Below are 15,785 nucleotides of genomic sequence, written 5' to 3'. Positions count from 1 at the left end.
TTAGGAGTATCAGACATGCACATCATTACTGTTCCTCTGTTCTGAATTGCGGTCGTGTTCAGTGAGTTATCATAACTCCGACAATTACATGATAAAATCTCCCTGTTTCAACCGTATACTCCCGGCATAATACAGGGGAGCCATGAATACGAAGTAAACATAAAACGTGAAAGTGAGACAGACAAACAGTTTCATGCAATCCTCCTCCGGGTTTTATTACGGCAGTATACCGTAATGTAACATAATTTCCGGGATAAAGGAATCTTATGATTTTTCCGGTGAAGCTTTTTTAAGCGATTCAGACGGTTTTTTTATTCTGCGGGGCGTAAAGATTATCATCGGTACCTCGTGATTACTCTTGACTCTGTGGTGACTTTTCCTATTTTGTACAGGTATTCTCATTACGCAGTGTACAGGTATGGATTATTTCAACGAATATATTGTGGAAGTGTCTGCCATGAACTCGAAAGAACGTGTTCTGACCGCCCTGAACCATGAAGAACCCGACAGGGTTCCCGTTCACAATGATTTTACCCCCGAAGCGGCGGAAAAACTGTCACGGTACCTGAAGCTCGACAACGCAACAGCCGAAGCTTATTCCGGCAAGGTGTCCGAACTCCCCATTGTAATGGGCCATGACCTTCTCGTGGCGTGGCACGGCATCGCGACAAGTTATTATCAGCACGAGGAGAGCCCGGAATACACCTGCGAGTGGGGGATCGGGTGGCGATGGGTCGATATACCGAACGGACGATATACCGAGATTGTGAAACGCCCGCTTGCCGATGAAAGCAGCCTGAGCTCGTTCTCCTGTCCCGACCCGACGGAGGACTGGCGTTATGACTCTGCCCGTGAGCTGCTCAGCACGCATGGTTCGACCCACGCGATAGTCGGAGGAATGCCCTGCACCTTTTTCGAGGCCGCGTGGTACCTTCGGGGATACGAAGCCTTTCTCACCGACATGGTGGTCAATAAAGATTTTGCCCATGCACTCCTCGACAAACTGTATGAGTTTCAGCTTATCACCGGAACGACGCTGGCGAGGCTCGGCGTTGATATACTATGGCTCGGGGACGATTTCGGAACCCAGAACTCGCTCATCATGTCGCCTGTGACATGGAGGGAGTTTTTCAAGCCCCGGTATGCCAGGCTGATCGAGGCGTTCAGGGCTGTGCGTCCGGACATAAAAATTGCCTATCACAGCGACGGCAACATCGAACAGCTTTTACCCGAATACATCGAAGCCGGAGTCGATATTCTCAACGCGGTTCAGCCAAAGTCGATGGACCCGGCGCGGCTCAAGCGACGGTTCGGGGACAGGCTCTCGTTCTGGGGGACTGTCGATATCCAGGAGGTACTGCCGTTCGGGACGCCGGAGGATGTCCGCAATGAAGTGAAACTCCGAATCGAAACTGTCGGCCCCGGCGGAGGATTGATCATCGGCCCTTCGCATAATATCCAGCCCGATGTCTCGCTTGAAAACGTGCTGGCATTCTATGATGCTGTCAGGGAATACGGGACCTATCCGGTCGGGTAACTCAGGGTGTACGATTTATTCATAATTATAATAGAACGCGGATTTACGCAGATTTTTTTATAAATCTTTTTGATGTGAAAAATTAATAATTACAAGATATAGTATATACAATCTGTTATATCTATTTATGTCTTAGTGTCTTTGTGGTTGAATATTTTTATAAATAATCCTGCTGATAATAACATAAAATCGTAAGGTTGTATGTCCGGCATTCCGTACATACGGCATTCATACCACTGTGTGAGGTGAATATGACCAAACCCGCATCGTCAGGCCTTGTGGAACGGCTTGATGCAATGTACGAATTCGACCGTGAACCGGTGACCGAGAACAAGCTCCAGGGACCGGGAAACTTCATCGGTATGTACGCCGGAGAACATGTTGCAGGGACCGAATTTGTGATAGGCCCCCTCTTTGTTACGCATGGCGTCTCGGCGCCCGATCTTTTTGCTGGACTGCTGGTCGGAAATCTGCTCGCTGTCCTGAGCTGGGCTTTTCTCTGCGCACCCATCGCGGTGAGAACACGCCTGACGCTCTACTGGCTGCTCAGGAAAATCTGCGGACCGTACCTGACCTTTGTCTACAGCATTGTCAACGCGCTCATGTTCTGTTTTCTCGCTGGCGCCATGATCGCGGTTGCGGCAACCGCGGTCGGGCTTCCGTTCGGAATGCCCATGCCGGAGCTCGGCGACCGGTATCCGAACAGTGTAAGCTGGGTCATCGTGGTTCTGGCGGTCGGCGCGCTTGTAACCATGCTCGCCATTCTCGGATTCGAAAAGCTGTCCCACTTTGCGAAAGTCTGTTCGCCGTGGATGTTCCTCGTTTTTGTGGCAGCCGGAATCGCGGTGCTTCCAACGCTCGGCTGCACATCGGTCGGAGATTTCTGGCGGGTGGCGAACGAAAAAATCTGGACTGGCGTGCCGTTCGAGGGGCAGTCGAAATTTACATTCTGGCATATCATGTTTTTCGCGTGGTTCTGTAACATGGCCATGCATATCGGGATGGCGGACCTTTCCATCTTCCGCTATGCCCGGAAATGGCAGTACGGTTTCGCGAGCGCATTCGGGATGTACCTCGGGCACTTTACGGCGTGGATCGCATCGGGAATCCTCTGCGCCGCAGCAGCGGGCTCCGTTGCGCCGGGACCGATCGCATACCTCGGCGCCGGAGTCGCCGGAGTGGTCTGCGTGGTGATTGCCGGCTGGACGACAGCCAATCCCACCCTCTACCGTGCCGGACTTGCGCTCCAGGTTGCCACGCCGAACTGGAAACGGTGGAAAGTAACCCTCGCCGCGGGCGCGGTTACCACGCTTGCCGCGCTGTTTCCCGCGCTCGTCATGAGGCTTCTCGATTTTGTGGCGCTGTACGGTCTTCTGCTCATGCCTATGGGCGCGATAATATTTGCCGATTTTTGGATCCTGCCGCGGCTGGGTCTCAGAAGCAATTATGCGGAATGGTCCGGCTCCCTGTTGAGCTGGTCGGCGGCGATAACCTGGGTTGTTACCCTTGCCGTTGCGTTCAGCCTCGATGTCGAGATTTTTTTCAAAGGGCTCCCCGGCTGGTTCATCGCTGTCGCGCTGTATGTCATATTGAGCAAGTTCGAGCAGAAAAAAGCATAGAGATGTTCATAATCAAGGAAGGTGTCATATGATGCGTATGTTACAGGCTGTATCCGCTGTCGGACTCTGTCTGACCGTGATACCGGCGTTTCTTGTCTGGTACGGAGCCATATCATGGGTTCTCCATGTCCAGATGATGTTTGCCGGTATGGTGATGTGGTTCGGAACGGCTCCGTTCTGGATGAACCGGGAAAAATCCGTGTAGAATGCTGTCTTACAGTGGTGATTAAGATATAAATCCATAAAAAAATAATATGATATTCTTCTCCTGTGTTAGGCAGAAAGAAACTGATGACCTCTATGAGTATGATCTTTTTATTATTTCAAAGGTTTTATAAAGTGTTTCATGTTACCGGAAGGATTTGAATCGAACAATTCCACAAGGAAACGTATCATGAGAACATGGATGGTGTTTGCAGCGGCAGTCCTGATCGTCGGTCTGGGCTGCTCGGGGAAGAAGGTAACGGATATGAAAGTTATGAAACTGAGGTGCGAGTATCTTGAAAATCCTCTTGGCATCGATGTCGTTAAACCGAGACTGAGCTGGATTCTCGAATCTTCGCAGCGCGGGCAGATACAGAAGGCTTACCGGATTATCGTGGCATCGAGCCCGGATAGCCTGTTAAAGGACATCGGCGATCTCTGGGATACGGGCAAGATTGTGAGCGACCAGTCGACACAGGTTGAATACGGTGGAGTTCCACTTGGCTCTCGGATGCGCTGTTACTGGAAAGTGTGCGCATGGGATGTAAAAGATGTGCAGACCCCGTTCAGCGAACCGGCACTCTGGACCATGGGACTGCTCAACGAAAACGACTGGAAAGGAACCTGGATAGGGAAAAAGAATCCGGACAGGCAATCCAAAACCGGCGACCGTCCTGCCGGGCCTCCTGCGCCATTGTTCCGGACCTCGTTTACTGTTGAAAAACCGGTAAAACAGGCGACGGTGTACGCGACTGCCCGGGGTATCTTCGAGCTCTCTCTGAACGGCGCCCGGATCGGCAAAGACGTGTTTGCACCGGAATTCACGGATTATGCCATGCACATCCAGTACCGGACCTATGATGTTACGGCTATGGTCAGGGAAGGAAAGAATGCAGTCGGCGCCATGCTCGGTGACGGCTGGTACAGCGGGTATATCGCGTGGAGAAAGGATCGCGGTTATTTTGGTCTCCAGAACAGCCTGCTCGTTCAGCTCGAAATCGAATATGCCGACGGGACAACCGGAATAATAACGACCGATGACACGTGGCGCTGTTCGGACGGCCCCATCCTTGATGATGATATCCTGAACGGGGAGAATTATGACGCCCGGAAAGAGATACCGGGGTGGGACACCGCCGATTTCGACGACAGTTCCTGGAAACCGGTTATCACGGTCGAAAAGCCGCAGGCGCCCCTCGTGGCACAGCCATCGCAGCCGGTACAGGTGACCGAAACGATCAAGCCGGTGTCCATGAACGAGCCGGTCAAGGGCATCTATGTATACGATCTCGGGCAGAACATTGCCGGATGGGCGCAGCTCAGGGTAAAAGGCGCTGCCGGTACGAAAGTGACGCTTCGGTTCGCCGAGCGGCTCAATCCCGACGGCACTATCTATACCACGAATCTCCGTTCCGCTAAAGCCACGGACACCTATATTCTGAAAGGCGGCGGAGACGAGGTGTACGAACCACGCTTTACTTTCCACGGTTTCCAGTATATCGAGGTGACCGGGTATCCGGGAATTCCCGATATGAACGCCGTTACCGGGTGCGTGGTTCATTCGACGACACCCCCGGCGGGAACGTTCGAGTGCTCTCATCCCATGATCAACAAGCTCTTTCGTAATGCCGTATGGGGACAGCGGGGAAATTTCATCAGCATTCCCACCGACTGCCCGCAGCGTGATGAGCGGATGGGCTGGATGGGTGATGCCCAGATTTTCTGCAGGACCGCCACCTTCAACATGGATGTAGCGGCGTTTTTCACGAAATGGCTCGTTGATGTGGATGATGCCCAGTCTCCGGAAGGCGCGTTTGCTGACACATCACCCCGTCTCAGGGACAACCCGAATATGGAGGCCGCTCCTGCATGGGGGGATGCCGGAGTTATCGTTCCCTGGACGATCTACCGTGTATATGGCGATACGCGTATCATCGGGAAACACTATGATGCCATGGCCAGGTGGATGGATTTCCTGTTGAAGGCAAATCCCGACCTGATCCGTAAAAACAGGGTGAACAACAATTACGGTGACTGGCTTTCCATCAACGCCGATACTCCCAAGGACCTGCTCGCCACCGCATACTGGGCGTACGATGCGATGCTCATGTCACGGATGGCAAGGGCTGTCGGCAAGGATGCCGATGCGGAAAAGTACCTGAAGCTGTTCAACGACATTAAGAGCGTATTCCAGCAGAATTATGTCTCGCCGGACGGTCATGTCAAGGGGGAGACTCAGACGGCGTATCTGCTTGCGCTGTACATGGACCTGCTTCCTGAGGATATCCGCCCCAAATCGGCGCAGTTGCTCGTGGACAATATCAGCAGCCGTGACTGGCACCTGTCTACCGGATTTGTCGGATGCAGCTATCTCAATCCCGTACTGTCAATGATGGGCCACAACGATGTAGCATACCGTCTTTTCCTCAACGACACATTCCCGTCATGGGGGTATTCGATCAAGCAGGGTGCAACGACAATCTGGGAGCGGTGGGATGGCTGGACAGAGGAAAAGGGATTCCAGAATCCCGGCATGAATTCGTTCAACCACTATTCGTTCGGCTCAGTGGGCGAATGGATGTACCGGTTCGTTGCTGGTATCAGGCTCGATCCCGATGTGCCCGGGTATAAGCGGTTCATCATCCATCCGTATCCTGACGGTCTCGATTTCGCCAATGCAACATACGCTTCGATTCAGGGGACCATTGCAAGCGGATGGCGCAGGGATGGCAGCACATTCTCGCTCACGGTGACCGTTCCGGTCAACACAGGGGCGACCATATATGTTCCCGCCGATAAGGACACCGATGTTACCGAGAGCGGTAAACCGGCCGACAAGGCCGAAGGACTGAAATTCCTGCGGTACGAGGATAACTGTGCCGTATATTCCGCAGGATCGGGAACATACCGGTTTGCGAGCACACGCTCGAAATAGGTGTGAAATATATGAGGCAAGATCTTTGATATTGTTGAACCAGCGGGCGGGATTACAAACCGGATGACGGTAATTCATGTGATAGCGTATCGATCGCTGTAAAAGATACGTTCATGAGCTTTCGCGGAGATACATGAAGGATAAAGGCGATGGACACGATTGTTGTTCCCGTTGACGGTGCTTCGAACATCAAGCTCGAAGTGCTCGATTTCAATACCCTGATCACACTTATGTCGGAAAGCACCGAAACACCTGTCAGAGAGGTGCAGGGACTGAAGTATAACTGTACGGCCGAAGAGTGTGCATGGTTTGATACCAAAATTCGCGAGCTGTCCAGAGACCTGGGGACAATCCGTGTGATAGCCCCCGTGGCCCGCGGAGCGTCGGGTGGACTTGTCGGGCAGGACAACACGTTCTGCGAGGTGCCTGGTGGGGGACTGACTCTTGCTTACACACAGAGTTATCCTGACAGGGTCGAGGAACGGTTCCGTGAGCTGGCCGGAAGCGAGGAGGAATTTTTCCTCGAAACCGGCTCGATAAGAGATTTCCCGGGAAGTCTGACACTTATCAAGCGGTTTCTTTATGAGGAAATGGAACGTCCCGAGGTGCTTAACCGCTCGGCCTGTTTCGGCACATACGGTTCTCTCCTGTCCGGCCATTTTCTCGGAGATGATTACCTGAGTGTCGTGCGAACCGCCGGAAATGAACACAGCTACTGGATGTGCCATGCCGGCGCCCGTAACATACATGAAAAACCGGGGACGCCGAGCTCGCTCAGCGCAAAGATATCGTCGTTCGGGAAGATGGTTCCGGGCGAACCGTGCCTCGTTTACAAGGGAATCGGGAAAATGTCCCCCGGACAGGCGCTTTCGCTCGGTGTTTCAGGCGAGCTTCTCGTCATACCCGGCGGACATGACACGTGCCTCTCGCATATACCCATCATGTCCACCTATTACTATGATTTCAAGGATGAGGCGGCTGCTTCGGTCATTCACGTCGATGGGGGAAGCTGGACGCTTGTGGCCCAGATAGGCGGTTCTGTCGATCTTCCTGCCGACGGGTATAAACGTGACATCATTGTGCAGGGGACAGTGGATGGTCAGCCGGTTGTGACTGCGCGGTATGGCGGCGGGCATGATTTCAAATATATGAAGAATCTCATGAAACAGCGTGGCTGCGTTTTTTGCGAAGAGCTCGATGAACGCCTTCTTGAGGAGACTGTCCGGGCGGCGAATTGTTTCATCCTCCCCAATATCAGCCCCGCAGGTCACAAGACCGGGCCGTTCCCGAACCTGAGAGGCAGGATTATCAACGAGCAGTTGCTGTTTGAAAATCCCGAACGTGCCTGTATTCTGATTAATCTGACCACGGCGCTGACAACCGCGTTCCAGATAGAGGCAATTTCGCGCGATGCGAGCTATCCGGTTGTCATAACGGGGGGAGCCGCGAAAGACCTGTATTTTGGCAGGTTGCTCGCGACAGTGACCGGGAGGGGAGTGTATGCGCTCGTTGACATGGAGGGGCATGGTCTTACCGAAACCACCACACTCGGCGCCGCCATTGTCGGCAAAGCCGCAAGCATGGGCGTCCATCCATACCGTGTAGACATGTGCTCTCTCGGCGTCACATACCGTAAACTGCCGCCCTTCGGGGATGAGATAAAACGTCTGACAGACCATTACCGCGAACGGTTCACGGAAGAAATCGAAAAAGCATTACGTGACGGGTGAAGCAGGATTTCACTGTTGTCAGAATAAAATTGGCCCAGATTATTATTCATGAAAATATTTTACCACAAAGACACAAAGACACAAATTGACATAATAGATTATTTATACTATCGTTAGTAATTATTAATCGTTCGTTCCCAAAGAGACATAAACAAATCCGCGAAAACCGTCCGATCCGCGAAAATCCGCGTTCCATTACGTTTTTGTGAAAAGGTCGGAATACAACATTACCATTCGGAAGGAACAATACAATGTCACATCACTATGACAGGATGAGAAGCGCCGGGCTGGACTATCTGAAAGCATCGTTCGGCGAGGAAGCGGTCGAACGGTCGATCGATTTTACCATGCGTTTTATGGTCGAGGTGCCGGGATGGCAGGTCTGGCAGGGCTTTGGAGGAGGAGGCCGTTTCGAGGGCGGCGGGTCGGGAGGCGCAGCGCGTACGACCGTAGAGGTTGCACGCGATATCGGCCTCATTCACCGTCTCACCCAGTCGACCCCGACAGTGGGGCTCCATATTCTCTGGTTCCTGAGCAGAGACAGTGTAAACGGCGACTATGACCGCGCCATGACGGTCAGGGACGAACTCGCAGCCGAAGGGCTTGCTGTCGGGTCGATCTGCCCGACGTATTTTCTCGGCGGGTCCGAGGATGGCAGTTTTTCCGCGCAGAAACAATCGGTCCGTGAACGGTACATCACGCAGACCGTACTCGGCGCCCGTATCGCTGCGGAGCTCGGAAACGGTCTTTTGTCCCTGTGGTTCCCCGACGGGACGAATTATCCTGGGCAGCGTGAGCTTCAGGAAAAGATCGGTCTTATGCGCGACTGTACGGTCGAGTTCTGGAACAGAGTACCCGATAATCAGAAAAAACGTCTCGAAATAGTACTTTTTGAATACAAGGTATTCGAGCCCGGTACATACAGTACAACGATCCCTGACTGGGGAACCGCCCGTGAACTCTCGATGCTTGTCGGCGAAAAGGGCGGTGTTCTCATCGATATGGGTCATCACCATCACAGCACGAATATCGAGCAGATTGTCGGCACGCTCATACAGTTTGGTATAAGGGGCGGTTTTCATTTCAACACCCGGTATGCTGCCGATGACGATCATTCTGTCCAGGCCGATTACGACATGGCAAAGCTCTTTCATGAACTTCTCAGCGGCGATGTCGTCTTCAATGCGAATCCGGTAAAGAACTGGGCATTCGCGCTCGACCAGATGGCCCGTACGGAGCAGCGTATTCCCTCGGTGCTTAAATCGGTCGATGCCCTCAAGCGTTCCATCGCCAAAGCGGTCCTTATCGATACCGCTGCCCTCGGGGATGTACAGAAAACATGCGATCTCATCAGAACCAACACCGAATTCGAGCGCTCAATCCTCCATGCAGACACGACACCGGTGGTGATGGAAGCATATACGCGCCGGGGTCTCCACCCCGTTCCGCTCGATGCGTATTATGAGAGCGGCTATCAGGAAAAAATCCAACGGGAACGTGTGTGAAAGGGCTGAATATTTCAGGAGGTTATATGAAAAGAAATGCGTTCATCATGAAACTCAGGGAAGGTTTCGAAAAAGAATACAAACGCCGTCACGATGAAATATGGCCGGAGCTTTCCGCGGAGCTCGCAAAAGCCGGTGTATCCGATTATTCCATTTATCTCGACGAGGAAACCCTGACCCTGTTCGCATTCCAGAAACTCACGGACGACAATACTTCCGACAGCCTGCCCGATAATCCCATAGTCAAGAAATGGTGGGCTTACATGGCCGATATCATGGACACCAATCCCGATAATTCCCCGGTCTGTAAACCGCTGAGGGAAGTGTTCCACATGGATTGATTATTAACAAAGATTTGTAGTTTGTGGTTTATAGTTATTAACGATTCAGAGGCTGTTGCAGATTGGCATGATTTGGACCCCATGGATTTACATTTATTGGTCGCGGCATGATTTCATGAATGTTCTTTCATGGTAATCGGATCATCAGCGTAATCAGCGGTTCAGACAATTTGTCATCGTAAGAATTAATTGTACATTTATTGAATAACGATACAACAAAACAGAGAGTATTTTCTCATTTTACTTGACTGTGATAAAATTCACGGTTTTATTAGGTAAGATTATCCGTGTATGATTATAATGATTATCATCACTCTTCACTATACGCAAAAATACACTTGAAAGGACTGTATCATGAGTGCGCTGGCACTTTTAGGCGGAAAACCGATCAGGACAAAACCTCTTTATAACTGGCCAGTATGGGATAAACGTGAAGAAGAAGCCCTCCTCGAAGTACTTCATTCCGGGAAATGGTGGTTCGGAGAAAAGGTCGAAGAGTTCGAGAGGCTGTATGCAGAGTTTCAGGGCGCCCGGTACGGAATTGCGTGCTGTAACGGGACAGCGGCGCTCTTTATAGCTGTCAAGGCGCTCGGCATCGGTTTCGGCGATGAGGTCATAACGACGCCGATGACGTTCATCGCAACGACGACCGCAATTATCCTCGCGGGCGGTATTCCGGTGTATGTCGATGTCGAGGAAGACACGCTCAACATGGACCTGGATCAGGTCGAGAAAGCGATAACTCCCCGTACGAAGGCAATTCTTCCCGTTCATGTATTCGGCCGCCCGGTTGACATGGACCGTCTCATGGCCATCGCGAAGAAACACAACCTCATTGTCATCGAGGACGCGGCGCACTGCTGGGGTGGACAGTGGAAGGGGAAGGGGCTTGGAGCCATCGGTCATGCGGGAACATTCAGCTTCCAGTATACGAAAAACATGCAGTCCTCCGAGGGCGGGATTGTGCTCACCAACGATGAGGAAACGAGCATCCGGTCATGGTCGTTCATGAACTGCGGGCGCTGGCCGGGAAAGCCCTGGTATCACATGGAAAATATCTCCCCCAATCAACGTATGACCGAATTTCAGGCGGCGCTTCTCATCGCCCAGTTGAGCAGGATGGGAGACCTCATCGCCCGGCGGATTCGCACGTATGATTTCCTCTGGGAGAAAATGCAGAATCTGGGGGGAATCCGGACAATGGCGCCGGAGGATTCCAATTCGACCCGTCGGAGCCACCACGGCATGGCGCTCCGCTTTATCGGTGAAGAATGGGGCGGGCTTTCCAAGGACAGGTTCCTCGAAGCAATGGTCGCCGAGGGGATAACAATCTCCGGCGGCTACGGTTTCCCATTGTACCGCGAGCCGGCGCTGACAAAGAAAGAAAATCTCCCTCCGGGAAATTATCCCGATTATGGCAGCCTTTTCCTTCCAAAGGCAGAGAAGGCGTCAAAAGAGGGGCTTCTCATACCTCAGACGGTGCTGCTTGCCGAACCCGAAGAGACGCTCGATATCGTCCGTGCAGCAGAAAAAGTCTATGAGAACCGCAAAGACCTTCTCTGATGTATGCCGTCTGCTCCATATGGTTTCATTTTCGTGATTGAACAGTCATGGTGGGGATTACTGTTCTCTCAGTTTATGTTTTCGGTGTTATAAAGTTTTGATGGAAGGAATTGTAATGGCTTTCGATAGTAACGATATACTGCTCGCCGGTGCTGCACGCGCTGACATAACACCTCCGGTGAATTGTCTGCTTGGGGGTTTCGCAGGCCGTGACCACGGCTGTGAGGGAATGCATGATCCGCTGAGCGTCACCGCGCTTGCGCTGTCCCGTCATGGCAGGAAAGGGGTGATTCTCGGTATCGACCTTCTCGGTCTTACCGACGGGCAGATGGATGAAATATGGAAACGTTCCGGGCAGCGATTCGGTCTGGAACCGGGTCAGTTGTTTGTCAACTGTTCCCACACCCATGCGGGACCCCTGATGAGTCCACATTTCAACAGCGGATTCTGTACCGGAGAAAAGGTCTGTCTGCCTGATACAGCGTATGTGGAACGATTTATCGAAACCACGGTCGGAGCAATTGGCAGGGCGCTTGACAGTCTTCAACCTGCCTGTGCATCATGGGGGATCGGCAAAACATACATCGGGATCAACCGGAGGGCTCAGGATGTCAGTCTCTATTCGAAAGAGGCGACCGGATATGAGAATTTCCCCAATCCCGGCAAGGAAACCGACCGAAGCTGTCCTGTCATCATGGTCAACGACAGGGATGGCAGGCCGATAGCCCTTGTATTTGGGGCATCATGCCATCCGACGACCATGCGGTTCGATAATTACCTGATTTCGGCGGAGTTCCCCGGAGTTACGAGGCGAATACTCGAAGAAGGTCTCGATGGTGCGCTCTCGATTTTCCTTCAGGGCACCGCAGGGGATGTAAAGCCCCGCCAGGTCGCGGACGGTAACATCTTCAGAAGCGGAACCTATAACGATATCGAGGTTGTCGGAAAAGAGCTTGCCGACGATGTAAAGACCACAATCAAAGATGGTCTTAAACCGCTCGATGTTGACATGGGATTTTCGCTCAGACGATTTCAGCTTCCGTTTGATGATACATGGAACGCAGCGACATACCGCCGGTTCATCGTTGAAAACGAGGCGGAGTACAGGCGTGTATGGGCTGAGCACTGGCTGAAGAAAATCCAACAGGGCGTCCCCGTTCCGAAGAGCATGGACCTGGCGCTCTCGATTTTTGAGGTTGCACCCGATCTCAGGTTTCTCGGTATTGCCGGCGAGCTGCTCACTGACATGGGCAGAAAAATCAGGCAGCAGTTCAGCAGAGGAACAACCCTTGCATTCGGTTATACGAACGGAGATATAGGGTATATTCCCGATGCCGATGTTCTCAGGGAAGGGGGATATGAAGCGACGGAAACGGTTTTCTACATGGGCGATATGCCTGCTCCCTGGCATGAAGACATGGAACGTGTCATACTCGATGGTTTCGTTGAATTAAAGAAAAATATCAGTGGAAACCGATAACAGGTATACCCCGGAGCTCGATAGCCGGGGATGATTAAGAGAGCGGTTAAAAAATTTTTTTTTACGCGCCTCATGATGAAATGTGTTGTTTTGTTGCTGTCAGGGTATGTAAATCGGCACTTTGGGCCGACACTTGACAGCATATATCCACGCGAATGGTGTTTTTCACAACGCTTTAAGGAAAAAAGAGATATGAAAGACAGGTAAGGCAGTATAAAAACATCTTGACATAGTTATATGAAAGTTGTAATTTATAAGTTCCTATTAAGAGTTGTAATATATGATGGCCGGTAATTACGGGGAGTCGAAAATACATTGTGAATATTAATTGACTATACTGCGTACCCTGTGATACCTGGGTGCGTTTTTTTTTCTTTAATAATATTAATAGCTTATGCTTTCTTTATATGACAGTCGGTGATGGTGAAAAATCATCATTGAACACTGAAGGACGAAAGCATACTGCAAGGATTTACTATCATGAAGATTACATATCCGGACGGAAGCGCCCGCGAATTCGAGAACGGTTCCACTTTTATGGATGTCGCCGTCGCGATCAGTGAGGGATTTGCACGCAAAGCACTTGCCGCCCGTGTTGACGGCGTACTGTATGATCTGAGCCGTGAGATTCCGGGGGATGTATCGGTAACTTTTCTGACTTTTGATGACGAAGAGGGACGCAAGGTATACTGGCATTCCACCGCGCATATCATGGCGGCGGCGGTGAAACGGCTGTTTCCCGAAGTAAAGGTTGCCATCGGCCCCGCGATAGATGATGGTTTTTACTATGATTTTGATGTAAACAAGCCTTTTACGGAGGAAGACCTCGGTAAAATCGAAGCCGAGATGAAGACTGTAATTGGCGAGGATGCCGTTTTCGAACGGGTTGAAATCGACAGACAGAAAGCCGCTGACCTCTTTGAGAAAGAGCACGAAATCTACAAGGTCGAGCTCGCCGATGCTATCGAGGATAAGACGGTCAGCCTCTACAGGCTCGGTGAATTTACCGATCTCTGCCGTGGGCCTCATCTGCCGTCTTCCGGCAGGATCAAGGCGTTCAAGCTGCTTAGCGCCGCGGGCGCATACTGGCGCGGCGACGAGAGAAACCGTATGCTTCAGCGTATCTACGGTGTTTCGTTTCCCGATGCGAAGATGCTCAGGGAACGGCTCGAATGGCTCGAAGAGGTGAAAAAACGCGACCACCGTCTGCTCGGCGCGAAACTCGATCTGTTCAGTGTGGATGAAGAAATCGGCGCGGGCCTGATTCTCTGGCATCCGAAAGGGTCTGTCATCAGGGAAGTCATTGAGAACTACTGGCGCAGCGAACACCGGAAACGGGGATATGAAATCGTTTTCACTCCCCACATAGCGTCGGAACGTATCTTTATGCGGTCAGGCCACCTCGATAACTATGCGGAGAACATGTATTCGCCCATGGACATCGACGGGATGCCGTACTATGTGAAGCCCATGAACTGTCCCGGACACATAAAGATTTTCCAGTCGCGGATGAGATCGTACCGTGACCTTCCCATAAGGCTCTGCGAACTCGGTACGGTATACCGGTACGAGCGTTCGGGTGTTCTCCACGGCATGTTGAGGGTTCGGGGATTCACACAGGACGATTCGCATATATTCTGTACTCCGGATCAGGTTGTCGACGAGGTTGTCGGTGTGCTCAATTTCGTCATCGAGCTCATGGATGTTTTCGGGTATGATTTTGCCGCATACCTGTCAACGAGGCCGGAAAAGTCCCTCGGAAACGAAGAATCATGGGAGAATGCCACCGCCTCGCTGAAAGAGGCGCTCGAACAGGCCGGTGTCACTTACGAGATCGATCCGGGCGAGGGGGTATTCTATGGCCCCAAGATTGACATAAAGCTCAGGGATGTTCTGGGAAGACTCTGGCAGGGTCCGACCATACAGGTTGATTTCAACCTCGCCGACCGGTTCGATATCAATTACATCGAGAAAGATGGAAATGAACATAGAGTGGTTATGATTCACCGTGTTGTGCTCGGATCGATGGAGCGGTTTATCGGCGGGCTCGTCGAGCATTATGCCGGAGCGTTTCCCCTGTGGCTTTCGCCCGTGCAGGTGATCGTTCTCCCGATTACCGACGCGCAACATGAATATGCGCGAATCCTCACCGACCGTATGCGCGCTGAAGGGCTCCGTACAGAGCTGGATAGTCGAAACGAAAAGGTCAACCGTAAAATCCGTGACGCCGAAGAAATGAAAATCCCTTATATGCTCGTTATCGGCCAGCGCGAGGTCGAATCCGGCGCAGTTGCCGTGAGAAAACGAAGCGCAGGAGACATCGGTGTCGTGGCGGCGGAAGAAATAATCGCGCGCATATTGAAAGAAAACGCGGAAAAGTCGAGGGATTAAGAGGGCGGTGAATAAGTTTTTCTGACGCCCGACAATGAAATGTATTGCTTTGTTGCTGTCAAAGGCATGTAAACATGTCCCCGAGTTATTAATCGGGGATCGGTACTTCCTGCAGACCTTTGACCGCCTGAATCCAGACATGTGGTTTTCCACCACGCTTTTAAAAAACAATGAGACAGGAGGTTACCCAATCAGCGAAAAACAGGTTAGAGTAAATAACCAAATCCGGGTTTCCCCCATACGGTTAATCGATGACGAGGGGAAACAGGTCGGCATAGTACCAATCAATGATGCCTTACGGTTCGCCGAAGAAGCAGGGCTTGATCTGGTTGAGGTTTCGCCAACCGCCAAGCCGCCGGTCTGCCGTGTAATGGACTATGGAAAATTCAAGTATGAATTGTCCAAAAAAGCCCGGGGCGCCCGAAAGAACCGGCATGTTGTTCATGTGAAGGAAATCAAGATGCGGTCAGAAATTTCCGA

General features: G+C 51.8%; 11 protein-coding genes. All 11 read left to right on the top strand.

The features are described 5' to 3' along the window. Positions 1-457 precede the first annotated feature (457 nt). Positions 458-1,537 (top strand): hypothetical protein, encoded by a 1,080-nt coding sequence (locus LLG96_09620; protein MCE5250463.1) that lies wholly within the window; start codon positions 458-460, stop codon positions 1,535-1,537. Positions 1,538-1,788: 251 nt separating this feature from the next. Next, positions 1,789-3,156 (top strand): hypothetical protein, encoded by a 1,368-nt coding sequence (locus LLG96_09615; protein MCE5250462.1) that lies wholly within the window; start codon positions 1,789-1,791, stop codon positions 3,154-3,156. A 28-nt stretch (positions 3,157-3,184) separates the two neighbouring features. Next, positions 3,185-3,361, top strand: a complete 177-nt coding sequence (locus tag LLG96_09610; protein ID MCE5250461.1) for a hypothetical protein — start codon at positions 3,185-3,187, stop codon at positions 3,359-3,361. Between the two features lie 189 nt (positions 3,362-3,550). After that, a complete protein-coding gene (locus LLG96_09605) occupies positions 3,551-6,295 on the top strand; it encodes a glycoside hydrolase family 78 protein (protein ID MCE5250460.1) in 2,745 nt (914 codons plus the stop codon). Positions 6,296-6,444: 149 nt separating this feature from the next. Next, positions 6,445-8,025 carry a hypothetical protein gene (locus tag LLG96_09600; GenBank protein ID MCE5250459.1) on the top strand — a complete coding sequence of 527 codons (1,581 nt, stop codon included), beginning with the start codon at positions 6,445-6,447 and terminating at the stop codon, positions 8,023-8,025. 251 nt (positions 8,026-8,276) lie between these two features. Then, positions 8,277-9,530, top strand: a complete 1,254-nt coding sequence (locus LLG96_09595) for an L-rhamnose isomerase (protein ID MCE5250458.1) — start codon at positions 8,277-8,279, stop codon at positions 9,528-9,530. A 26-nt stretch (positions 9,531-9,556) separates the two neighbouring features. Continuing rightward, positions 9,557-9,871 carry an L-rhamnose mutarotase gene (rhaM, locus tag LLG96_09590; GenBank protein MCE5250457.1) on the top strand — a complete coding sequence of 105 codons (315 nt, stop codon included), beginning with the start codon at positions 9,557-9,559 and terminating at the stop codon, positions 9,869-9,871. A 354-nt stretch (positions 9,872-10,225) separates the two neighbouring features. Then, complete coding sequence (locus tag LLG96_09585) at positions 10,226-11,434, top strand: DegT/DnrJ/EryC1/StrS family aminotransferase (GenBank protein MCE5250456.1); 1,209 nt, start codon at positions 10,226-10,228, stop codon at positions 11,432-11,434. Between the two features lie 115 nt (positions 11,435-11,549). Continuing rightward, positions 11,550-12,914, top strand: coding sequence for a neutral/alkaline non-lysosomal ceramidase N-terminal domain-containing protein (locus LLG96_09580; protein ID MCE5250455.1), 1,365 nt, complete (start codon positions 11,550-11,552; stop codon positions 12,912-12,914). A gap of 480 nt (positions 12,915-13,394) precedes the next feature. Next, the gene (thrS, locus tag LLG96_09575; GenBank protein MCE5250454.1) at positions 13,395-15,305 is read left to right on the top strand and encodes a threonine--tRNA ligase; all 1,911 of its coding nucleotides are present in this window, start codon (positions 13,395-13,397) and stop codon (positions 15,303-15,305) included. Positions 15,306-15,444: 139 nt separating this feature from the next. Beyond that, positions 15,445-15,785, top strand: a 341-nt coding sequence (infC, locus tag LLG96_09570; GenBank protein ID MCE5250453.1) for a translation initiation factor IF-3, incomplete at its 3' end; no start/stop codon positions are given.

Source organism: bacterium (assembly GCA_021372535.1).
In the GTDB taxonomy this organism is placed as follows: Bacteria; Latescibacterota; Latescibacteria; order Latescibacterales; family Latescibacteraceae; genus JAFGMP01.
This window is presented reverse-complemented; position numbering and strand designations above follow the sequence as displayed.